Annotated in this window: 18 protein-coding genes and 1 pseudogene; 3 read left to right on the plus strand and 16 right to left on the minus strand. The window is 35.1% G+C overall.

Features of this window, described 5'->3' with window-relative positions:
• Positions 1-28 precede the first annotated feature (28 nt).
• The 3 genes from mltG to dapF are packed head-to-tail and all read right to left on the minus strand — an operon-like array spanning position 29 to position 2381.
• Positions 29-1066, minus strand: a complete 1038-nt coding sequence (mltG, locus tag QW060_RS12310) for an endolytic transglycosylase MltG (protein ID WP_290363841.1) — start codon at positions 1064-1066, stop codon at positions 29-31.
• Positions 1063-1590, minus strand: a complete 528-nt coding sequence (locus QW060_RS12315; RefSeq protein WP_290363842.1) for a GNAT family N-acetyltransferase — start codon at positions 1588-1590, stop codon at positions 1063-1065. Before QW060_RS12315 ends, mltG begins: the two co-directional genes overlap by 4 nt.
• Complete coding sequence (gene dapF / locus QW060_RS12320; RefSeq protein WP_290364759.1) at positions 1590-2381, minus strand: diaminopimelate epimerase; 792 nt, start codon at positions 2379-2381, stop codon at positions 1590-1592. Before dapF ends, QW060_RS12315 begins: the two co-directional genes overlap by 1 nt.
• Positions 2382-2522: 141 nt before the next feature.
• On the opposite strand from dapF, the gene QW060_RS12325 reads away from it, so the two are divergent.
• Positions 2523-3917, plus strand: coding sequence for a trypsin-like peptidase domain-containing protein (locus tag QW060_RS12325; RefSeq protein WP_290363843.1), 1395 nt, complete (start codon positions 2523-2525; stop codon positions 3915-3917).
• Positions 3918-4045: 128 nt separating this feature from the next.
• The gene (locus QW060_RS12330; protein ID WP_290363844.1) at positions 4046-5494 is read left to right on the plus strand and encodes a glyceraldehyde-3-phosphate dehydrogenase; all 1449 of its coding nucleotides are present in this window, start codon (positions 4046-4048) and stop codon (positions 5492-5494) included.
• A 37-nt stretch (positions 5495-5531) separates the two neighbouring features.
• Here QW060_RS12330 and QW060_RS12335 read toward each other — a convergent pair whose 3' ends face one another.
• The 6 genes from QW060_RS12335 to QW060_RS12360 form a co-directional block, all read right to left on the minus strand.
• Positions 5532-5963 (minus strand): hypothetical protein, encoded by a 432-nt coding sequence (locus QW060_RS12335; protein WP_290363845.1) that lies wholly within the window; start codon positions 5961-5963, stop codon positions 5532-5534.
• Complete coding sequence (locus QW060_RS12340; RefSeq protein ID WP_290363846.1) at positions 5964-6530, minus strand: hypothetical protein; 567 nt, start codon at positions 6528-6530, stop codon at positions 5964-5966.
• 5 nt (positions 6531-6535) lie between these two features.
• Positions 6536-6874, minus strand: a complete 339-nt coding sequence (locus tag QW060_RS12345; protein WP_290363847.1) for a hypothetical protein — start codon at positions 6872-6874, stop codon at positions 6536-6538.
• Between the two features lie 98 nt (positions 6875-6972).
• Positions 6973-9246 carry an aconitate hydratase gene (locus QW060_RS12350; protein ID WP_290363848.1) on the minus strand — a complete coding sequence of 758 codons (2274 nt, stop codon included), beginning with the start codon at positions 9244-9246 and terminating at the stop codon, positions 6973-6975.
• A 285-nt stretch (positions 9247-9531) separates the two neighbouring features.
• Positions 9532-10896, minus strand: coding sequence for a peptidylprolyl isomerase (locus QW060_RS12355; protein ID WP_290363849.1), 1365 nt, complete (start codon positions 10894-10896; stop codon positions 9532-9534).
• A 90-nt stretch (positions 10897-10986) separates the two neighbouring features.
• Complete coding sequence (locus QW060_RS12360) at positions 10987-12936, minus strand: peptidylprolyl isomerase (RefSeq protein ID WP_290363850.1); 1950 nt, start codon at positions 12934-12936, stop codon at positions 10987-10989.
• Positions 12937-13097: 161 nt separating this feature from the next.
• Here QW060_RS12360 and QW060_RS12365 point away from each other — a divergent pair, with 161 nt between their 5' ends.
• The gene (locus tag QW060_RS12365) at positions 13098-14690 is read left to right on the plus strand and encodes a peptide chain release factor 3 (RefSeq protein ID WP_290363851.1); all 1593 of its coding nucleotides are present in this window, start codon (positions 13098-13100) and stop codon (positions 14688-14690) included.
• 47 nt (positions 14691-14737) lie between these two features.
• Here the strand turns inward: QW060_RS12365 and QW060_RS12370 are convergent, their stop codons facing one another.
• The 7 genes and pseudogenes from QW060_RS12370 to QW060_RS12400 form a co-directional block, all read right to left on the minus strand.
• On the minus strand, positions 14738-15067 hold the full coding sequence (locus tag QW060_RS12370; RefSeq protein WP_290363852.1) for a helix-turn-helix domain-containing protein: 330 nt from the start codon (positions 15065-15067) through the stop codon (positions 14738-14740).
• Between the two features lie 4 nt (positions 15068-15071).
• Positions 15072-15497 carry a transposase gene (locus QW060_RS12375; RefSeq protein WP_290363853.1) on the minus strand — a complete coding sequence of 142 codons (426 nt, stop codon included), beginning with the start codon at positions 15495-15497 and terminating at the stop codon, positions 15072-15074.
• 82 nt (positions 15498-15579) lie between these two features.
• On the minus strand, positions 15580-16971 hold the full coding sequence (locus tag QW060_RS12380; RefSeq protein ID WP_290363854.1) for a tetratricopeptide repeat protein: 1392 nt from the start codon (positions 16969-16971) through the stop codon (positions 15580-15582).
• Between the two features lie 11 nt (positions 16972-16982).
• On the minus strand, positions 16983-17915 hold the full coding sequence (locus tag QW060_RS12385) for a PorP/SprF family type IX secretion system membrane protein (protein WP_290363855.1): 933 nt from the start codon (positions 17913-17915) through the stop codon (positions 16983-16985).
• A 135-nt stretch (positions 17916-18050) separates the two neighbouring features.
• Positions 18051-18203, minus strand: a pseudogene (locus QW060_RS28475) (T9SS type B sorting domain-containing protein); the annotation flags it as partial.
• A 434-nt stretch (positions 18204-18637) separates the two neighbouring features.
• On the minus strand, positions 18638-19402 hold the full coding sequence (locus QW060_RS12395) for a LytR/AlgR family response regulator transcription factor (RefSeq protein ID WP_290363857.1): 765 nt from the start codon (positions 19400-19402) through the stop codon (positions 18638-18640).
• 117 nt (positions 19403-19519) lie between these two features.
• Positions 19520-22570, minus strand: a complete 3051-nt coding sequence (locus QW060_RS12400; protein WP_290363858.1) for a sensor histidine kinase — start codon at positions 22568-22570, stop codon at positions 19520-19522.
• Between the last annotated feature and the right edge of the window lie 222 nt (positions 22571-22792).

The following is a 22792-nucleotide window of genomic DNA, read 5'->3' on the forward strand; positions in this document are numbered from 1 at the left end:
GAAGGTTTTAAAAAACCTTCTTTTTTATTTACTCTATATTATTTTTATTGAGCCATTCCACATACTTTTGTCTGTTTTGGTTATGCTCTTCAAGAGTTTTTGCAAATGCATGATAGCCTATATTCTCTACACTGGCACAAAAATAAATATAATCATGTTTTTCAGGGTTCAGTACAGCATCAATAGAGGTAACATCAGGCATAGCAATCATTCCTTTTGGAAGTCCTTTGTACATATAGGTATTATACGGAGAATCTAACTGTAAATCTTTCAGGTATACTCTTTTTATGACCTGATCAAAATCATTGGATAATAATTTTTTTGTATATACTACTGTCGGATCGGCCTGTAAAAGCATGTCTCTGTTAAGGCGGTTTAAATACGCTCCGGCTACTTTTGGCCGCTCATCTACCTTAGCCGTTTCTTTCTGAACAATCGCCGCCAGAATAGACACCTGATTTGGTGTAAGTCCGAGTTTTTCAGCTTTTGCAATTCTGTCTTCGTTCCAGAATTTGATATATTCTCTATGTAAGGTATTGCGTACTTTTAAAGGAGTCGTATTCCAATAAAATTCAAATGTATTCGGCAAAAACATAGCTAATACATCATCTTTCGTAAAGCCAGCCTCTTTTAAAAACTTTTCATCTGTAAATGCTTTTAGTATTTCCACAGAATCCGGTTCTATCTGAGAAGCAAGCCTGCCTGCCAGTTTTTGAATGGTTTCCTGATTATTGAATGTGACATTTAAAGGAAGGTTCTGACGTAAGGCCTGATAAAGCTCATAATTACCCATTCCTTTTTTCAGTAAAAAACGCCCGGGAATGACATTGTTTTCATATCCAAACTGTCCTGCAATAGATTGAAAGGCATCCATATCTTTGATATATTTACCAAGAATTGCTTTTGCTTCTTCAAAATTACTGTCTGTAGGAATGTGTACATATACTTCTCTTTCCTCAAATTTAGTATTGCCCGTAAAAGCTTTTTTGTACAGAATAACTCCATACCCCAATGCAGCAAATAAGATAATTACCGCGAGTATACTAACCGTTTTTTTTAAATTCATTTGTTGTTAATTAATTGAAAGAGAAGTTCATCTTTGCGAATCATTCCTACTTTATTCCATGCTTTTTTAGTACCGATATATTCGAAGCCAAATTTAGAAAAAAGCTTGATACTTGGTTCATTATCGGAACTAATATTAACATAAATTTGGTAGACATTTAAGAACTCAAATACATACGATATCAATAGAGCGACTGCCTCAGTTCCATAGCCTGTATTGCGATCCTGATTTTCCACTATAACGATACCAAGACCAACACGTTCATTTTTCGGATCAAAATCAAACAAATCAATCAGACCGATAGCCTTATTTTCTTTTTTTGCAACGATAACCAAACGCAGCTGCTTTGCTTCATAGATATCCTGATGGGCATTTTCTAAATATTGACGTATTAAAAACCGGCTGTAGGGTGTTTGCGTATGGCTTACTTCCCAAAGAGCCTGATTGTTTTCTATCTCGTAGATAAAATCCAGATCTTCGGGTTCCAAAGCTCTGAGATATACAGATTCGCCAACTAAATTCATTAACTGTTTATTGAAATTTCGCCACTGAAAACTTTTTTTGCAGGACCTTTTAAAATTACATTTTCATAGATGCCTGGAGCAACGCAGGAAAAAGAGATTGTAAGACTTCCTCCCGGAACTACTATACCAATTTCTTCCTTTGTAGCTTTTCCTAAATGATGCATAGCAATAGCCACTGCCGTCGCACCTGTACCACAGGAAAATGTTTCATCTTCTACTCCACGCTCATAAGTACGAACTTTATAATGATTGGTATCAATGGCTTCTACAAAATTTACATTAGTTCCGCCGGGAGTATATAAAGCAGCATAGCGTATTTTTTTGCCTTCTTCAAATACTTTATAACTCTCAAGATTATTTACTTCTACAATATGATGCGGAGAACCTGTATGGACAAAAATCTGATGTTCATTTACACGCACTTCGTTTACATCAATCATTTGTAAAGCAACTTCATCTTCTTTAATAGTAGCGTGATGAAGTCCGTCTACAGCCATAAATGTACATTGTGTTTTTATAATTTCAAGCTGTTTTGCAAAAGCAACGATACAACGGCCGCCATTTCCACACATAGTGCTTTCACTACCATCAGAATTATAATATACCATTCGGAAATCAGTAATTGCATCATTTTCAAGCAAAATGAGTCCGTCTGCACCAATTCCAAATCTGCGGTCGCATAATAATGCAATTGCTTCTTGATTTTCCTTAGGAAAAAATAATGCTCTGTTATCAATCATAACAAAGTCATTTCCGGTTCCCTGATACTTATAAAAAGTTATTTTCTGCATGGTGTGGTATCGGTTTGTACTATACAAAGTTAGCAATATTTAATAACAAGTTAAAATCTGTTAACCAGTAGTTAAACAGCTATTTGCTTTTATTTTTATTAAATAACTTTATTGTGAAAAACAATAAAATATATTTAGAACATGAAACAAATACCAGCCATATTCTTAACTTCTCTGTTAAGTGGCGTTATCACCTTAGGTGCTTATAAACTATTTATTGAAGACAGTCCACTTCTGCCTGTTATGAGCAACGATATTACTACTGCAGCACCTCTGAGAACTGTAGCCAATACGTATGAAGCTCCGGATTTCACACAAGCGGCTGAAAAAACCATTCATACCGTGGTCCACGTAAAAAACGTATCGTACCGAACGGCTCCCCGTAATCCTGTATATGAATTTATTTACGGATATCAGGGAGGGCAAACCCAGGCTCAGATCGGTACAGGTTCAGGTGTAATTATTTCACCGGATGGCTACATCGTAACCAACAACCATGTTATTCAGGGAGCAAATGATCTGGAAATTACATTGAATGATAACCGTACCTTCAAAGCAGATTTAATCGGAACGGATTCCAAAACCGATATCGCCTTATTGAAAATAAAAACAGACGAGAAGCTGCCATTTGCCGTATTTGGTGATTCAGACGCCATCAATGTCGGTGAATGGGTTTTGGCTGTTGGTAATCCTTATAACCTCAACTCTACTGTAACAGCCGGAATTGTTTCCGCAAAAGCAAGAAATTTATCCAATACCGGAATTCAGTCTTTTATTCAGACAGATGCAGCAGTGAATCCAGGAAACTCAGGAGGTGCCCTTGTAAACAGTCGCGGAGAACTTATTGGAATCAACACGATGATTTCATCCATGACCGGTTCATACGTCGGTTATTCTTTCGCTGTACCATCCAATATGACCCGTAAAATTATTCAGGACTTTATGGAGTTTGGAAAAGTACAACAGGGCATTTTGGGAGTGCAAGGATTTGAGCTCAACCGTCAGATTGCTCAGGAAAAACAGTTAAAACTTACGCAGGGATTTTATGTAGATCAGGTTACTTCTAACTCCGGAGCAGAAAAAGCCGGTATCAAAAAAGGCGATATCATTACTCAGATAGACAATCGTACCATCAATAATTTCTTAGAATTGAATGCAATCATTGCTACCAAACGCCCGGACGATGTTGTAAAAGTAAATTTGCAACGCGCAGGCAAAGAGATGACAGTAGAAGTTGCCCTCTCTAAAAAAGAAATTGCCCGCCTTCAATATAATGGCTTTGAAATAGAGAATCTGTCTGATCAGGAAAAAGCGGCGCTGGGTATCCGATATGGTGTAAAAATTAAAGACATTGAAAATCCTCAATTCAAAGCGTATGAAAATGAACTAAAAGAGGCCATTATTATTGGTATTGACGGAAACGAAGCGACTGATATTGAAACCGCTCAATCCTTGTTGAATAAATCAGGAGGCCAGAAAAATATAAGGCTCGATATTATCACCCGAAAAAGAGAAAGAATACGTCTGATATTATAAAATAATAAAAATATTTTAAAGGAACCTTATTTGATGAGGTTCTTTTTTTGTTTTTAAAAAATATATTCAGATTTTTTAATACTTTTGTGGCACTTTTTATAACAACACAATTTTACAATATTTCACAAATGGAAAATAACAAATTATACGAAAAGGAGTTAGCATTTCAAGCAGATCGAAGAAAAGCTTGTGTGGAATTCATCAAAATCGTACATGATTTATGGTATGACAAATCAATTGAGCTGGTTCTTTTCAGAAATCAATTACTGGACAGAAATGTAAGTGACATCATCAACTTACATGAGTATGCTGCAAAGTTTGTTGAAAAACCAATCAATGTATTTGACAGTGTAGAAATAGCAAGAGCTATTTTAACATCAGATTTACCTCCTGCACGTATTGATATTGGAAAATTAACGTATGAATATCACTTAGAAGATAATAAGTACAATGATGCCTTATCTTTTGTAGTAGATAAACTGAAAGATGCAAAAAACTATGTTGAAATCAAACCTAAAGATGTAGTTCTTTACGGTTTTGGTAGAATCGGACGTTTATTGGCCAGAGAATTAATGGCTAAAATTGGAAAAGGACAACAATTGAGATTAAAAGCAATTGTTACCAGAGATAAAAATGATGAAATTTCTTTAGAAAAGCGTGCATCTTTATTAAGATATGATTCCGTACATGGCGATTTTGAAGGATCTGTTTCGGCTGATTTGGAAAACGAAGCTTTATTGATCAACGGAACTACTGTTCACATGATCAGTGCTGCACAACCTGAAGATATTGATTATACAAAATATGGCATTGAAGATGCACTGATTATTGACAATACAGGTGCTTTTAAAGATGAAGAAGCTTTATCACGTCACTTAAAATCAATCGGAGCAGCTCAGGTATTGCTTACGGCTCCGGGCAAAGGAGTGCCAAATATCGTTTATGGTGTAAACCATAATAACTACGATGTAGCTACTACTAAGATATGGTCTGCAGCTTCTTGTACTACTAATGCTATCACACCTGTATTAGCAGCTGTTGAAGAATCTTTAGGCGTTATCAAAGGACATTTGGAAACTATTCATGCCTATACCAATGACCAGAATCTTGTAGATAATATGCACAAAAAATACCGTCGTGGAAGAGCTGCTGCTCTAAACATGGTAATTACCGAAACCGGTGCTGGTAGTGCAGTTGCTAAAGCATTGCCTTCATTGGCAGGAAAACTTACCTCTAATGCAATTCGCGTTCCGGTTCCAAACGGATCATTGGTTGTATTGAATTTAGAAGTAGGTAAAGAAACTTCTATTGAAGGTATTAATAAAATCATGAAACAATATGCATTAGAAGGTGAATTGGTTGAGCAAATTAAATATTCGCTAAACAATGAGCTAGTTTCTTCTGACATTGTGGGAACTTCTGCTCCAGCTATTTATGACAGTAATGCAACTATTGTTTCTGCAGACGGAAAAAACCTTGTGCTTTACATCTGGTATGATAATGAATACGGATACAGTCATCAGGTAATTCGCCTTGCAAAACACATTGCAAAAGTAAGAAGATACGTTTACTATTAGTAGATTGTTACAGAAATAAATATAGAAGAGGAATTGTTCAATCAGTTCCTCTTTTTTTTAGGGTAATCTTTCTGAATGCTTTGAGGTATTTTACAATAAGGAGGTTCAATCCCATAACGGATAAAAGGGAAATGGAAGCCGAAAGTCCCAGTAGACCTCCGTAACCTACAAAGTGTTTGCCTAAATGCAGGTATAGAATTCCAAAAACAACACCTGCAATTAGTAAAATCCAGTAACGGGCTACCAGTCGGACAGATACCATTCCTATAAAACTCGCTCCAATGAATACAAAAGGAATATTCTGAGTCAGATAAGCATTCAGTACGTCAGGAAACATTTTGAAAAACAGAGCAACCAGTAAGGAAAGTAAGGCAGATGTTTTTACTGCTCCCCACTGCCATTTTCTATTGATTACATACGTAGCCAATGCTCCTGTTACAGCTGATAAGATTATTGCAAAAATTTCCATTTAGTAAGATATAAAATAAAGCAAAGAAGCAAAGAAAACACCTCCAAAGGCAATACTTCCCAGTTTACCTCCTACTCCTTTAAAAAACACTCTTAACATAAAATACAATACAGCAGCACATAATCCTGCAATAAGAATAAACAAATAGGACTGTGCTGTTTCATAACTGGTCATCCCTACAAAAGCACCACAATAAATGGCTTCAGGCATTTGTCTGACAAAACCGGACTTTCTCAAAACCAGAGGAAGGAAAGCTGCTATAGTACCTATCATTGAGGCAATGAGAACAATTCCTAATTCTGTGTTATTGTTTATAAAAAAGGTAAATACTGCCACTACCGGAATCCATAATGACAATAAAATACTTTCTCTTTTATCCGTTGTATAATGATCATAATGAATGGGTAATCGATAACAGGCAATGAGTACACAGAATGTAATGACAGTTGCAAACAGCATGAGTACTACAGAATGATTGTAATCCATCAGAATTGTTACCATAAAAATGAGGTACAACAATAGCATAAGAGTAATTAATAGATAACGACTCTTCTTTTCAAAATTCATGGATGTTAATTTAAGGGTTCTCCGGTTTGTTCCGGATGCGGTGGTTCAAGAATCTTTTTTCTTTTTGCTTCCAAGTGTTTGCGCTTTCGTTTGATGGCATGAATGAACCCCACTACTACCTGAATAGAAAGACAGATTACCAGAAACCATAATTTTCCTACGCCAAAGAGATTGTCCTCTGAAAGTTGAGCAGAATACTTCTGAGCCACAAATAAGTATCCTAAAAGCAGCAGCGTATTAATGGTAATGATCTTAAAAAAATCGCGCTCGCTGGCCAATAGAATAATTGTAGAGAAAAACAAAGCTCCCAGAACAAATAATATTACAGCAATTGCTATCAGCATTTTTTAAATCTTTATACAAAGATACATAACTTCTAAATTTTGAATTAAAAAAAATCCAATCATTTCTGATTGGATTTTTAAAGTTTTATAACTACTGTTTATGCATGACCTTCTGCATCTGCTGCGATCAGGTTTAACGCTGAACCGGCTTTGAACCATGCAATCTGGCTATCATTATAAGTATGGTTTGCCAAGATAATGTCTTTACTTCCATCTGAATGAACAAATTCTAAAGACAAAGGTTTACCCGGTGCAAATTCTGTAAGATCTAAGAAGTTGATGGTATCATCTTCCTGAATTTTATCATAATCTGCCTCATTAGCAAACGTTAATCCTAACATTCCTTGTTTTTTAAGGTTTGTTTCGTGAATACGTGCAAAAGATTTCACCAATACAGCTCTTACACCTAAGTGACGAGGCTCCATTGCCGCATGCTCACGTGAAGAACCTTCTCCGTAGTTCTGATCCCCTACTACTATAGACGGGATACCAGCAGCTTTGTATTCTCTTTGTACTGCAGGAACCTCTCCATAAGTACCTGTCAATTGGTTTTTAACTTTGTTGGTTTCTTTGTTGAAGAAGTTAACAGCTCCAATAAGCATGTTATTAGAAATATTATCTAAATGTCCTCGGAAACGCAACCATGGACCAGCCATAGAAATATGATCCGTTGTACATTTTCCTTCAGCTTTAATCAACAATTTAGCACCTGTAATGTTTTTACCGTCCCATGGCTGGAAAGGATCTAACAACTGTAAACGCTGTGAATCCGGAGATACAACTACCTCGATACCAGAACCATCAGCTGCCGGTGCCTGATAACCCGGATCATCAACATCAAAACCTCTTTTTGGCAATTCATCTCCTGTAGGAGCTACCAATTTTACCTCTTCTCCTTTATCATTTAATAAAGTATCTGTAAGCGGGTTGAAATCTAAACGTCCTGATATTGCTAAAGCAGCAACCATTTCAGGTGAAGTTACAAAAGCATGTGTATTAGGGTTACCATCAGCACGTTTTGAGAAGTTTCTGTTAAACGAGTGAACAATGGTATTTTTTTCATTTTTTTCAGCTCCTTCACGATCCCATTGTCCGATACATGGTCCACAAGCATTGGTAAATACTTTTGTTCCCATTTTCTCAAACGTTTCAATGATACCATCTCGTTCAATAGTATAACGAATCTGCTCAGAACCCGGATTGATACCAAATTCAGCTTTAGGTGTTATACAGTGTGCTACTGCCTGTTCAACAATGGAAGCCGCACGGGACATATCTTCATAAGAAGAGTTAGTACAAGACCCGATCAATCCCCACTCTACTTTTAATGGCCATTCGTTAGCGATAGCTTCTTCTTTCATTTTAGAAACCGGTGTTCCTCTGTCCGGAGTAAACGGACCGTTGATATGCGGTTCTAATTCAGATAAATTAATTTCAATTAATTCATCAAAATATTTTTCAGGATTTGCATATACCTCAGCATCTGCTGTAAGATAATCTGCTACTTTATCAGCTGCTTCAACTACATCTTTACGACCTGTTGCTGCCAAATATCTTCTCATAGAATCATCGTAACCAAAAGTAGAAGTCGTTGCTCCGATTTCTGCTCCCATATTACAAATGGTTCCTTTTCCTGTACATGACATAGAGGTAGCTCCTTCACCGAAATATTCTACAATAGCTCCTGTACCTCCTTTTACGGTAAGAATATCAGCTACTTTCAGAATAACGTCTTTTGGCGCAGTCCATCCGCTTAATTTACCTGTCAATTTCACACCGATTAGTTTAGGAAATTTCAGTTCCCAAGCCATACCGGACATTACGTCAACTGCATCAGCTCCACCAACACCAATAGCAAGCATACCTAAACCACCTGCGTTTACTGTATGTGAATCTGTACCAATCATCATACCTCCAGGAAATGCATAGTTCTCTAACACGATCTGGTGAATAATACCTGCTCCCGGTTTCCAGAATCCGATACCGTATTTATTAGATACAGAAGAAAGAAAATCAAAAACCTCTCTCGATTGTGTGTTAGCTACTGCCAAATCTTTCTCTGCCCCTACTTTTGCCTGAATTAAGTGATCACAGTGTACTGTTGTAGGTACAGCTACTTTAGATTTACCTGCATGCATGAACTGTAACAACGCCATTTGAGCCGTTGCATCCTGACAAGCAACTCTGTCTGGTGCAAAGTCTACATAATCTTTAGAACGTTCAAATTTTTGAGAAGGCATATTCTCCCATAAGTGGGAGTACAAAATCTTTTCAGAAAGTGTCAATGGATGTCCTACTATTTCACGCGCTTTGTCAACACGAGCAGGCATATTCTCGTACACTTTTTTAATCATTTCAATATCAAAAGCCATACTTTATAAATTGAGTTAGTTATAATTAATCGTTAAGTGGCACAAATTTATGAAAAGTAATTGAAATTTAAAAATTTTTAATAAAACCTTAATTTCAAGGAATTATTATTTATAATTATTCTATTTTAGTAATTATCTTTCAACAGTTCAACAAGGTCAATTAAAGAATTCTGATTCTTTTATGATTTTTTTTACTTATATAAACAGAGAAATATAATCAAAATGATAAAATGAAAAAAGTCATTCCAATTTCTTGAAATGACTTTAAACAATATGTGATATTCTCTATTTTTTAGACCAGTTACTTTTGAAGGTACAGTCTTTATAATCAGGACTTAATTGTACATACGTATCTTTTATTTTTTTTGTAATCCACTCACCAATAATTTTGGATTGTTTTACATTTAATGCATTGTCTTTAATTTTCAAATAATCATGATCATAATCAGCCAAATGTTCGTCAATTTTTTTGGTAACCTGAACCATACGATAGAAATTCTGTCTTGTATACATGTCATTTACAAATACCGGTTGGGAAATTTCGTTTAATCCCAAACCGCTTACCATACTGTACAAATACTTATCTTGTATGCGGTTTACTTCAAAACGCGTATCTCTTGTCATCGGGTTCAGATAAATACCTCCACTGTTTTTAGAATCTTCTGCATCGGAATATTTTCGGGCAGCATCTCCAAAAGAGATTTGGTTGTTTACAATTTCACTTCTGATTTTTGCAATTTTCTCTTTAGCAGCCTCAATAGCCGCTTCAGTTGGCTTAGGTGCCATTAATATATGACGCACCTGCAATTTATTATCTTTGATATCTTCTAACAGAATGATGTGGTATCCGAACTCTGTCAGGAAAGGCTCTGAAATTTCCCCTACTTTCAGTGAAAAGGCAGTATCCTTAAATTCTTTTGCAAATTGTGATTTTTTATCAACTACATAAAAACCTCCGGTGCTGATAGATCCCGGATCTTCTGTGTACATATAAACTTTGTTCTGAAAGCTGTCTCCTTCCATTACATCCTGGCGTATTTCGTTAAGCTTATCAATTACAGCTTGTCTCTGCTCTTTGGTAATCTCCGGTTTCACTACTATTTCAGCAAGTTCTACTTCTTCTCCGATCATTGGCAATTGCTCTTTTGGAATTGTCATATAGTACTGACGCACTTCCTCGGGAGTAATTTGCACATGTTCTACGATTTTTTGCTGCATACGGGATGCAAGCATATTATTTTCAATCAGAGTTGAAAGAGATTCTCTTACTTCATCAACACTCTTTTTCTTATAGAAATCCAATACATTGCTCAAAGACCCTGCACTTTCAACCATACGATCAAGCTGACTGTCAAATTCATAGTTAACTTCTTCTTTTGTAACAACAATACTATCCTGCACTGCCTGATGCATGAATAATTTGTTTTCTAAAAGTGTTCCTAAAATCTCACATCTGGAGGCATTGGAAACATCATATCCTACTGCTTTTGCTTCGACAAAACCGATATCAATATCCGAATCCAAAATAATGTGTTCTCCTACAATGGCTACCACTCCATCAATTCTTTTTTTACTCTGCTGTGCAAATCCTGAACAAAAAGTAGCCAGTAAAGCAAATAATAAGAGGGTATTTTTAAAAATTACTTTCATAAAATGGTTATTTCTTCTTAAAATAAAAGATCTTCGGGCAAATATACGTTCAGTTTTTTAATATGAATACGTATTTTGTTTTTATTAAGATTATTTCTGAGAATATTTGGCTTTCAGTTCACTGAGTACTTTTGCATTGATACGGATATCTGCTTTACTTTTCAATGCATCTAACCATTGCTGCTCATATAACTCCTGATAATCCTGTATTACTTTTGAACGTATTTCTTCTAATGGTATCATTTGTTGCGGGCGGTGCTTCTCTATATCGATCACAAGATATTTACCTCCTTTTTCATATAAGGAAACAGATCCTTCCTTTGGTGTAAAATCGTGAGGCAAACGGCTGTCGGTTAACTCCATTTCTCCTTTATAAGCACTGTATTCCACTTTGGGTGTTTTTACAGAAGCAATGTCTTTTGTTTTTTTGATTTTCTCAAGATAGCTGAGGTATTTTGTTGCGGCCTTCTTTTTATCAAACGTAAAAATAGTTCCCTCAACTATTTCCTTTTGAAGGTATTCATCAGCATGGTTTTGATAATAACCGGTATAACCTAAAGTATCTTTTTTTACCTTACCCCAAACTTCTTTTTCCATAAGGTCAAATAATAACAAACCTTCTCTGTATTCCTGAGCCGTATTTCTAAATTCCGGAAAATCAGTCTCCAAACGGCTGTCATAATAACTTTCAAGTTCTTTTGATATAAAGTTATCATATAAAATTCTTGCAAGAGCGTCTTCAGGAGTTATATACAACAAACGGTCATAATTGATATTTACATAGTCGAGATACTGAGCATCTGTAATTTTTACATCTGCAAAAGTTGCAATAGTAGCCGGTTTTTTTAATTCAGGCTTGTTAAACGCTTTTGTATAGATGTCTTTAGTTATGTATTTCTGAGCTGTTGCAAGAGCAGTTTTGTTTTCTTTATAATGAAAACGTTCTTTTAAATGATTCTGCAAATCTTTTTTCATGATCTGACCTCTTGCATCCCCTTTAACTCTATTGATGAGATTCGATTTACTTTCTTCAAAACCTGGAATAGGGTAAATCTTATCTAATTGTACAATGTGCCATCCAAACTGGCTTTTGAAAGGTACAGAAAAGGTGTTCACTTCAGTAAGTCCGTATACCATATCATCAAAGGAATCAATAGCCAGTTTATTCGGAAAATATTTATTGATTTTCCCACCTTCATTTTTATTCGTAAGATCATCTGAATATTCAGCAGCAAGATCTTCAAACGCAGTACCACTTTTTAACAAAGCATATACTTTATCGGCGATTTGCTGAGCTTCTTCTTCTGTATGGGCTTCCTTACTTATGAATATATGAGAAACATCTCTTGCAGAACGCACCTCTCTTATATCATTCACTTTGATCAGATGATAGCCAAACTGTGAGCGTACCGGCAATGAAACAGCTCCTTTTTCTGTTTTATAAGCACCGGATTCGAATGGGTATACCATTCTGAATACTGTAAAGTAACCTAACTCTCCTCTGTTTGCCTTTGCCGAAGGATCTTCTGAATATTCAAGAGCAGCTTCAGAAAAATCTTTTCCATTGAGAATTTCCTTACGCACTTCCATAGCTTTATTATACGCTTTTAGTGTATCTGTCGGCAAAGCATAATCATTTACCAAAAACAGAATATGTGAAGCGTTAATTTCTTTTTTTGAACGTTCATAGGCTTCTTCTACTAATTTATCAATTGCCTTTTCATCAACAAAATATTTTTCTGCCAGTTGACTTCTGTGCTGATTAAACTCACTAATGTAGTTTTTATCTTTGTCCAACCCAAGTTCGTATGCCTTATCTACTTTTAATTTATAAAGCACGAACAAATCCATATAATTATCAATCCTTTTTTGTTCTTCGTCTTTTAATAAATCCAGATTCTTTGTATATACCCTTTCAAATTCCTCAACATTATAGGAGTGATTATTGATTTTCACCAATTCATCTGTTGGTTTCTGTGCATAAGTATTGCAGTACAACAAGGCTGTAAGTAAGCTAAATGCAAATGGTTGTAATTTCATTTCTTGTAGCGATTTAAATAAAGAAAAACAAAAATAGCAATAAGTAAGAGTATTTCACTATCAAAAAATCAGTCTTAACAAAATATTAGTGGCCAATATCATATTAAAAGGCATTATCTATAAATAAATAGTATTTTTGCAGCGGAAAATAAATTTAAAAAATGAGTTTTAAAGACGAAATTTTACGTAGAAGAACTTTTGGCGTTATTGCACACCCTGATGCCGGTAAAACAACTCTGACAGAAAAACTACTTTTATTCGGTGGAGCAATTCAGGAAGCCGGAGCAGTAAAAAGCAACAAAATAAAAAAGGGAGCTACTTCCGATTTTATGGAGATTGAACGTCAAAGAGGAATCTCGGTAGCTACATCGGTTCTGGCATTTAATTATAAAGATAAAAAAATAAACATATTAGATACTCCAGGTCACAAAGACTTTGCAGAAGATACCTTTCGAACTCTTACTGCTGTAGATTCTGTTATTGTAGTGGTCGATGTTGCTAAAGGGGTTGAAGAGCAAACGATAAAGCTTGTAGAAGTCTGCAGAATGAGAAACATTCCTATGATTGTATTTATCAACAAGCTGGATCGCGAAGGAAAAGATGCTTTTGAACTATTAGATGAAGTAGAACAAAAACTCAATCTAACCGTTACACCACTCTCCTTTCCAATTGGTATGGGATACGATTTTAAGGGAATCTATAATATATGGGAAAACAATATCAACCTTTTCTCAGAAGACAGCCGTAAAAATATAGAAGATGTAATTACAGTAAGCGACATACAAAGTAATGAACTGGACCAACTGATAGGTGAAAAACCTGCGAACAGATTGAGAGAGGAATTAGAACTCGTTCATGAAGTATATCCGCCATTTGACAGAGATGCTTATATCAATGGGGATCTTCAACCCGTATTTTTCGGTTCTGCTCTTAACAACTTCGGAGTTCGTGAGCTTTTAGACTGCTTTATAGAAATTGCTCCGTCACCTCGAGCAAAGCAGTCAGACACCCGTTTGGTTGAACCTGATGAAAACAAGTTTTCGGGCTTTGTTTTTAAAATACATGCCAATATGGATCCGAAACACAGAGATCGTTTGGCTTTCGTAAAAATAGTATCAGGCGTTTTTGAAAGAAACAAACCTTATACCCACGTAAGACTCGGTAAAAATCTAAAATTTTCAAGCCCGAATGCTTTCTTTGCTGAGAAAAAAGAAATTGTTGATATCTCTTATGCCGGAGATATTGTAGGGTTACATGATACCGGAAACTTCAAAATAGGTGATACTCTAACCGAGGGGGAATTGATGACTTTTAAAGGAATTCCAAGTTTCTCACCGGAACATTTCCGATATATCAATAATGCAGATCCGATGAAATCAAAACAATTGGAGAAAGGAATTGATCAGCTGATGGATGAAGGGGTAGCGCAGTTATTCACGTTAGAATTAAATGGTCGTAAAGTCATTGGTACAGTAGGAGCGCTACAGTATGAAGTTATTCAGTACCGTCTTGAACATGAATATGGTGCTAAGTGTACGTATGAGAATTTTTCTGCTTTTAAAGCCTGTTGGGTACGGCCGCTGGATCCCAAAAATGAAGAATTTGCAGAATTCAAACGTGTTAAACAAAAATTTTTAGCCAAAGATAAATCAGGACAATTGGTATTCTTAGCAGATTCGGAATTTTCGATTCAAATGACAGAAAGTAAATATCCGTCTGTAAAACTCGATTATGTTTCTGAACGCATTTTATAATAAAAAGAGAAGGTTTTTCACCTTCTCTTTTATTATTTCTACTCCTGTCAAGAGGTATGAAACGTCATTTTTTTCCATTTTGTAACTGTATTTCTACTAAGACGGAACAAGCTTGCTAATTCGGAATTTGTCAAGAAATTATCTTCCTGATATTTTAATATCGCTTTGATACTTTCCACATCATAAGCTTTTAATCTTTGATTATATTCCATCTTTTCACGGTTGTTTTTTTTAAACAACTGCTCATTTAACTCTATTACATCTAAACTGTTCTCTATCTTTTTTGTAACTAATAATAACAGTTCGTTTGATTTATCCGGAAACATATCTTTTATAAGATCTTCATATATCCGGTTGTAGTTAGGCATTGTATTCATATGATTATTGTTTAGTGTGTTTCTTTAACCAACGGTATAAGGTATTTGTCGGAATCTGATAATCAGTTATCACCTCTTTAATTGTTTTTTTCTTTGTAGAGATCTGATCTACTATATAGTCAATAATTTCTTTTGTGTAAATATTCTTTCTAAATACAGGCAAACTGCTTGATTTGTCTTTATTATTTATCTTAATAGAAGTATCGCGGTGATATAAAACCAAATGTCCACTGTATAATCTAAAAAAATCATATCCCAACAATTTTGACCAACGTAGTAAGCGATCTGTAGAGATCATTTTTTCTTTATACGTAGTAAGAATCTCTTGTTCTGTACAACGCATAAAAGCAGTTATTCTGGCAGGGTCCATTTCCAATTCTTCAACCCGTTGCTTTAATAATTTACCAATATGTATATCTTTCAAAAACATTGCTGTAATTATTAAGTTCTTTATTTTAACAAATTATAAAGTATACACCATCTTGAAAAAAGCTTCTGATAATAAGCTCTTATCATCTTTGGTTAGATACTGTTGAGTCTCCAGCAACCATTGTGATCACTTCTTGTGTAGCTGCATCTATCACCCGTACTGTTAGTTGCTGTGTACAGTCCAATTCCAGTGCTCGTGTCTGTGTAAAGCCATAGATATCATCACTGCCCTTACCTCCGGGACGGTTACTGCTGAAAAAGCCTCTCTGAGTACTCATGTCAATCATATAAGCAAAATCATCGTACGCACTGTTGACCGGGGTTCCTACATTCATCACTTCTCCAAATGCTCCGCCGTCTTTGATTTTTACTCCAAAAACATCCAGTCCTCCAAGTCCGGGACGACCGTCACTGCTGAAGTACAGTTCATCGTTCGCTGTTACAAAAGGAAAATTCTCTCTGCCTTCGGTATTGATATGAGGACCTAAGTTTTCAGGACCGCCAAAAGTACCGTTCGGGTGCAGCGCAATACGCCAGATATCAGACCCTCCGAAGCCTCCGGGACGATCAGATGCAAAATACATCATGTCTTCTTTATCGTTAAGCACCGGATGTGCCGTGTTGAAAGCATTACTGTTAAAAGGCAGTTCTTCTACATCACCCCATTTACCATCTCTAAAGGTAGCTTTATAGATTTTTAGTAAAGTGGTTTTATGCTCATCATATCCGCGTTTACCATTGTAGTTGTTACGGGTAAAATACATCGTTTTCCCGTCTTTGGTAACCACAGGTGTCGCTTCATTGAACTTGCTGCAGATGCCTTTGTCAAAACGAGTGGCATCCGTTACAGATCCGTCAGTATCAACCTCTGCTTTGTAAATACTTGTAAATGCCTTATCCGTCCAGCTGTGTACTTTTTTAGACAAACTTCCCGTATCTCTTGCCGTGGTAAAAAGCAGCTTTCCGTTGTGAATACTGCTTCCATAATCGGAATAAGGACTGTTGATGGAAAGGTTTTCAATGGTATAGCGGCCGGAGTTCTTCTCAATGCCCTTTTTGTAGTCCCGCTCTTTTTGAATCAAAGCGGCAGACGTTGATTCACTTCCCGCTTTTTGAACAAACTGCTCCAGATACTGCTCTGCTGATGCATCCGCTCCCGTACTCTTTAAACTCTGCGCATAACGGTAATAGTAAGCACTCTGAGTAACCTGATCCGGATACTGAGAAAACAGTTCGCCATACCAGCGGGCTGCTTCATTATAGTTACCATTGAAATAGTTCGCATCTCCCAGTTCACTATAGATTTGAGCACTGCTGTGACCGCGTTTGACTACTTTTTCATAGATTTTGATCGCATCAATATACGCATACTGATCAAAGTCCTTCGCTGCTCTCTTTACTCCGGGCTGAGCCAGAACAACCGGACTCAGAAGACCAAAGAGACAAAGCGATAACGTTTTATAGATATTTTTCATAGAAGATCGCTTTAGAAGAATCGAGGTGATACGATTCGTTTGTATTTGTTAAACAGTTCAAAACGCAGAAAAATCTCATGGGAACCTGAATTGTAATTGGCCAGTTTGGTGGTTTCTCCATCATAGGAATACCCCACCATAAGACCATCGGTAACCTGAAAACCTATGAGGCCACTAAAAGCAGCATCCCAACGGTAGGCTGCGCCAAGGGTCAGCTTGTCCTGAATCAGGAAATTCGCAGTAAGGTCTACCTGTACAGGAGCTCCTTCAACTGCTTTTACCAGAAAGGCTGGTTTGAATTTCAAGCCCGGGTTAAGGTCAAATACATAACCTCCCATCAGATAATAGTGCATTTTGGTACGCATGGTAGATTTCACATTGTCATTATAGCGTTTGGTTTCCAAAAAGTTCGGTACCGAGAATCCCAGATAACTTTTGTCGTTGTGGTAATAGATACCCGCTCCGATGTTAGGAGTAAACTCATTGGCGATGTCTTCTGAAAACTGCGGATCGGTAGGATTGTGAAGGTTCAGTTTGCTGTAGCTTACATCCAACAGATTGGCTGATCCTTTGATACCGAAAGACAATTTGTTGTTGTTGCGACCGGCCAGATCAAGGGTGTAAGACAAATCTACTGCAAGAGTATTTTCACTCATCACTCCGATTTTATCGTTGATAAAAGAGACTCCAAGTCCCAGTTTAGAGTTCTGTAAAGGGGTGTTTACAGAAAAAGCATTCGTGGTAGGAGCTCCGTCAAGGCCAACCCATTGGCTGCGGTGCAGACCAAACATACTTAAAGAACCACGGCTGCCGGCATAGGCAGGGTTGATGTTGGTGGTATTGTACATATAATGGGTAAACTGCGGGTCTTGTTGCGCGAATCCGCTCAGGGAAAGCAAGCCTAACAAGAGCGAAAGATGTAGGTTGATTGTTACTTTTTTCATGATGTTTATTTCGGGGTTAGTCATTTCTATAATGAAATCGGCCACTTTTCTTGATCGTACGGGGGGAGTTTCTGTATCGGTATATTCGTATTCCAAAATGTAGTAATACGTTCCCTTGAAAGTTTTTTTTCCGTTTTTGAAGTTGGCACTGTTTTCTGAATACCCTCTGAATACGTTTTCGTTGGAATCGTAATTGGTGGTTTTAAAGATCTCACGACCCCAGCGGTTATATATACGAACACTGTTGTTCGGATAACACTGGATGTTGTCAATTATAGTATTATCAATCTTTTTCTATTATTCAATGCCGACTTGTGCAGAAACTTCATACTAAAAAAATATAATCTTTTTAAAAGTTTATAATATCTAAAGGGTACCTTATCAATAAATAATCCGTAAAGGGATGTTTAAAGTAATCTGTTTACAAACAATGAATAGTATAGAAAGAGCTTTTTTAACCTACTATTAAGTAAAGGAAAATATACTATCCTTTAATATACAAATCGGAAACATATATTTTCCTTATTAATAACAATAAAAAGACAACAATCTATGTACAAATATTAGCGTTTTGTTCAAATAAAAAAAACCAAAAGTAGTAAATGGCACCAAAAACGGTATAAGTGAAAGAATTGATCAACCAAAAGGTATTTGATGTTTTAAAAACAACAATTGTAACTCATGATTTTAATCTCTTATAGGAAGATAGAAGTAAAATTAATTCAACTTTTGATTTTTAAAAAGCGATTAAAATCATTTTGTTTTCTTTTTGCAATAGGGATAAGCATTCCATTAGACAACTCACAATAACTGCCGTCTTTTTTTATAATACGTACCACATGCTCAATATTAATAATATAGGAATGATGTACCCTAAAAAAGCGGCTGCTATCAATAATCTTTTCAAAATGCAAAAGATTTTTAGAAGAAGTATATTTTTTTCCATCTACAGAATGAAAAATAGCATATTTACTGTCAGATTCAAGATATAATACATCACTTGCTTTTAACAGATCAATTTTATCAATAGAAGCGATAGCAATATATTCATTATTCTCAAGAACTGGCATTTCAGTTTTGGACAACATGGCCAACTTATTAAAATCAAAATATCGTTGTTGGTGTATATTTTTCACTGCCTTATTTACAGCGAGAATTAGTTCTTCTATAACGACTGGTTTTAACAAATAATCAATAGCATTATATTTGAATGCTTTTATAGCATACTCATTATAAGAAGTAACAAATATAATCTGAGCATTGATATGCTTTAATCTGTCGAGTACATCAAAAGCATCTCCTTCATTTAAATGAATATCTAAAAAAAGAATATCCGGTTCTAACAAGTCTATTGCAGATACAGCTTCATTAATAGTAGATGCATGACCTACTACCTCTATGTTTATACAATATTTTGTAAGAAAATATTTTAGAATAGCAACGTTATTAATTTCGTCTTCTATTATTAATGCTTTATAACTATTCATAAATTTTATTAATTAAATGATCCTTTAATGATAAAAAAACAAAAAACCTGCCAAAACAATATACAACAAAATTAATTTAAAAATATGAGGATATACTGTAAATTAACATTGCATATATTACAACATTTTAAACTTTATTATCACCTTGGTTCCCAGAGAGATACCACTTTCAAAAAGATCAATAATTTCTATTGACATCGTATTTTTATAAGAATCATTTATTATTTTCATACGTTCATTTACAATTTCTGTAGCAAGTGACTTATAAACTCGTTTGCTATTTTTCTTTAACAAGGCTGAAGCGTCTCTTCCGATACCGTTATCTTGAACAGATATGATAAGATAATCATTTTCAACAGAAAAGCGAATTTCAAGTTTCTTATCCTTTTTTGAAGAGAGTCCATGAATGATAGCATTTTCTACAAAAGGTTGAACAATCATTACCGGAAGTAAAATTTCAGCTTTATTTTTAATACTGCTATCTACTTCAACAGTATAATCAATTGTTTCATTTAGCTGAAGATTATTCAACAATATATAGTTCTTGATATATTCAATTTCAGTTTCAAGCGCTACCAGCTCTTGTCTTGACATTTCAATGGTAAGGCGTAGTAACTTTGAAAATGCTCCAAAATATTTATTGGCTTCCATCTCCCCTTTTAGAATTAAAACACTTTGCAGGTTACTCAAAATATTGAATAAGAAATGTGGATTCATCTGAGCTCTCAAAGCACTTGACTTCAGTTCAGCAATTTCTTTTTCACGTTCAAATACTTTACGTTGCGTATTAATCTTTCGCAAGAAGAAATATATAATAAGAAAAAGGATGAGAACTGTAATACTTCCAATAAAAAGAGGTGTTTTATAAAAAATTTGCCGCACATGGAGATATATCCTTTTCTCATTAACTGTTACCGTTCCTTTAAAATCCTTACCTCTAACCTGTACCACATAATCTCCGGGTGGTAAACTGTATAATTCAATTTTGCCAGATGTTCCGGCATCGTTCCAACCATTTGTAAGACCATCTATTTTATAATAATAGGTATTACTTTCCTGATAAAACAATTCATTTATAGTAAAGGTGGCAGAAAAATAGTTTCTATTATAGGGAAGATTTATTACATCCGTACTTTCACTTTCGCACAAGCAGTCTTTTATATTCTTATTCTTTTTTTCAGAGAAATAAGTTGCTTCTATCAGAAAAATCTTATACGGATTTTCTTTAGGAAGTTGTATTTTTTCCGGATCAAAGGCCACTACTCCATTAAGTCCTCCAAAATAAAAAATACCATCTTCAGCTTTATAATAAGAGCGAAGATTAAACTCGTTGTCAGGAAGTCCGTCTTCTTTGAAATACACTGTAAAAGTATCGGTCTTCTTATCAAGGCGCGAAAGACCATAATAAGTAGAAAACCAGAAAGCATTTTTACTTTCCAATATACCGCATATAATAGCATTGGACAAACCATCCCTAACGTTATAATTTTTCAGATGTCCCGTTTTTAAGTCCAAAAACAACACACCGTCACCATCAGTACCAATCCATAAATTTCCCTTCTCATCCTCAAGCAATGTAAGTATGTTTTTATTTTTAAAGTCCGGGTTTGTAACACTATAATTAAGAAAATCTCCTCTTTTATCTCTAAAAAAAAGACCTTTGTTTGTTGCTAGCCACCATCGTCCGTCTCTTGCTTGTAAAATATGCTGGAACTGAATTCCTTTGAGCTCATTATTAGTACCTTTCAATTCATGAAATTGTTCTGTTTTGGTATTAAAAACATAAAGCCCGTGTGTGGTACCAACCCATAATTCACTATCGCCTTTTTCTTTGACAAACGTTACCTGTCCCGTTTCATCAGGCATTTTAAAAGATGTTTTTATACGGGTACTTAAATCTACTCTCTTTAAGGAACCATACTCATCATATCCCCATAAAATATGATCATTTTTTTCCAGATACATTGCATCAAAAACACCTTTCTTATCATTTTTTATAAATACTTCTTCAGCTTTTTTGTTTGTGTTTCTCACTACATATAAACCTTCATAAGTGCCTATATAAAGGTTTTTTTTTGTATCAGACACCATCGTCCGCGTGCTGAGTTGACTATTTTTAAATTGGAGAATTTTATCAAAATTGTTAGGACTTACCAACATTTTGTAAAGCTTATCATGGGTTGAAATCCATATAAAATCAGGATTTTGTCTACTAAAATTTATAGCAACCGGTGTTTTAAAACTTAAGGTATCAGTTGTTGTTATTTCTCCTTTTTGTTTATTAAATCTATTGATGTATATGTCATTACGATTTACAATAAATACTGTTGCGTCATTATACATAACCGTTTTATTATCTGAATAACCATAAGACGGGGCAATATTTGCATAGGGTCTGTTAAAAACCTGAATATTGAGTTCCTTTATGTAGAGGTATCTAAAAGGTTTACCATTATATCTATAAACCCCACTGTCATTTTCCTTAAATATCTTACCATTTTCAATAAATTGAAACTCAGCATTCATTTCTTTATCAATAGATTGAAGATTTCCAAAATAATTAAGTCCGTTTTCATCAATAAAATAAATATCATATCCAGACTTTGCCAACAGTCTTCCATCCTGTAATGTTTTAAATATCTGAATACTTTTTTTGCCTTGCTTTAATCTGGGGTGACTTACTTTAGTAATTTGCTGTTTCCCGTCTATTCTGATAAGATATCTGGAACCATTGCTGATCCATATATTCTTAAGCTTATCCATCCCAATCCCAACCGTTCTATCTATGGATTCTCTTTCAAGAAGGATTCTTTCCACCACATAGCCCGGAGGTTTTCTTTTGATGATGTAAACGCGATTTTGCTTAAGGGCCCAAATATTATTTTCGCTGTCCTGAAGCCAACTATAATTAGAAATATAAGAACTATCATAATGATCATTCTTTCCTGTATAATAACTAAAACGCAATTTATTTTTACCATCAAATCTATAAAAATCACCCTCTCTGTTGGTAGAATACCAAACAAATTTATTGTTATCAACAAAAGGAGCACTACAGATGAGATAAGTATTATATTCATCTCGGATAGGAGCTTCTCTCAGCGTATAATTTTGCGAGAAAAGCCGAGTTGTGAACATTAAAAAAAACAAGAATAACCTGATGTTCATTCTAAAAAGATTGTTAGTATCAATATATTACATAAAAGTATAAAATAAAGCTTTAATTATTAAAAAGTTAGCTCTTTTTATCACACTAATATTCATGAAAAATTGATCTGATCGACTTAGTCAATAGTATATTTTCAGTTTTAAAACGCATTATTTACACTCATCTTAAAACAGTTATGTTTTATATCTTACACTTACTCCACAAAAACAATCAAATACTAC

This window comes from Paenimyroides ceti (assembly GCF_030409925.1).

Excerpts from the sequence above, each read along its gene's own strand:
- mltG (WP_290363841.1), bottom strand. The coding sequence starts at position 1,066 with ATGAATTTAAAAAAAACGGTTAGTATACTCGCGGTAATTATCTTATTT.
- QW060_RS12315 (WP_290363842.1), bottom strand. The coding sequence starts at position 1,590 with ATGAATTTAGTTGGCGAATCTGTATATCTCAGAGCTTTGGAACCCGAA.
- dapF (WP_290364759.1), bottom strand. The coding sequence starts at position 2,381 with ATGCAGAAAATAACTTTTTATAAGTATCAGGGAACCGGAAATGACTTT.
- QW060_RS12325 (WP_290363843.1), top strand. The coding sequence starts at position 2,523 with ATGAAACAAATACCAGCCATATTCTTAACTTCTCTGTTAAGTGGCGTT.
- QW060_RS12330 (WP_290363844.1), top strand. The coding sequence starts at position 4,046 with ATGGAAAATAACAAATTATACGAAAAGGAGTTAGCATTTCAAGCAGAT.
- QW060_RS12335 (WP_290363845.1), bottom strand. The coding sequence starts at position 5,963 with ATGGAAATTTTTGCAATAATCTTATCAGCTGTAACAGGAGCATTGGCT.
- QW060_RS12340 (WP_290363846.1), bottom strand. The coding sequence starts at position 6,530 with ATGAATTTTGAAAAGAAGAGTCGTTATCTATTAATTACTCTTATGCTA.
- QW060_RS12345 (WP_290363847.1), bottom strand. The coding sequence starts at position 6,874 with ATGCTGATAGCAATTGCTGTAATATTATTTGTTCTGGGAGCTTTGTTT.
- QW060_RS12350 (WP_290363848.1), bottom strand. The coding sequence starts at position 9,246 with ATGGCTTTTGATATTGAAATGATTAAAAAAGTGTACGAGAATATGCCT.
- QW060_RS12355 (WP_290363849.1), bottom strand. The coding sequence starts at position 10,896 with ATGAAAGTAATTTTTAAAAATACCCTCTTATTATTTGCTTTACTGGCT.
- QW060_RS12360 (WP_290363850.1), bottom strand. The coding sequence starts at position 12,936 with ATGAAATTACAACCATTTGCATTTAGCTTACTTACAGCCTTGTTGTAC.
- QW060_RS12365 (WP_290363851.1), top strand. The coding sequence starts at position 13,098 with ATGAGTTTTAAAGACGAAATTTTACGTAGAAGAACTTTTGGCGTTATT.
- QW060_RS12370 (WP_290363852.1), bottom strand. The coding sequence starts at position 15,067 with ATGAATACAATGCCTAACTACAACCGGATATATGAAGATCTTATAAAA.
- QW060_RS12375 (WP_290363853.1), bottom strand. The coding sequence starts at position 15,497 with ATGTTTTTGAAAGATATACATATTGGTAAATTATTAAAGCAACGGGTT.
- QW060_RS12380 (WP_290363854.1), bottom strand. The coding sequence starts at position 16,971 with ATGAAAAATATCTATAAAACGTTATCGCTTTGTCTCTTTGGTCTTCTG.
- QW060_RS12385 (WP_290363855.1), bottom strand. The coding sequence starts at position 17,915 with ATGAAAAAAGTAACAATCAACCTACATCTTTCGCTCTTGTTAGGCTTG.
- QW060_RS12395 (WP_290363857.1), bottom strand. The coding sequence starts at position 19,402 with ATGAATAGTTATAAAGCATTAATAATAGAAGACGAAATTAATAACGTT.
- QW060_RS12400 (WP_290363858.1), bottom strand. The coding sequence starts at position 22,570 with ATGAACATCAGGTTATTCTTGTTTTTTTTAATGTTCACAACTCGGCTT.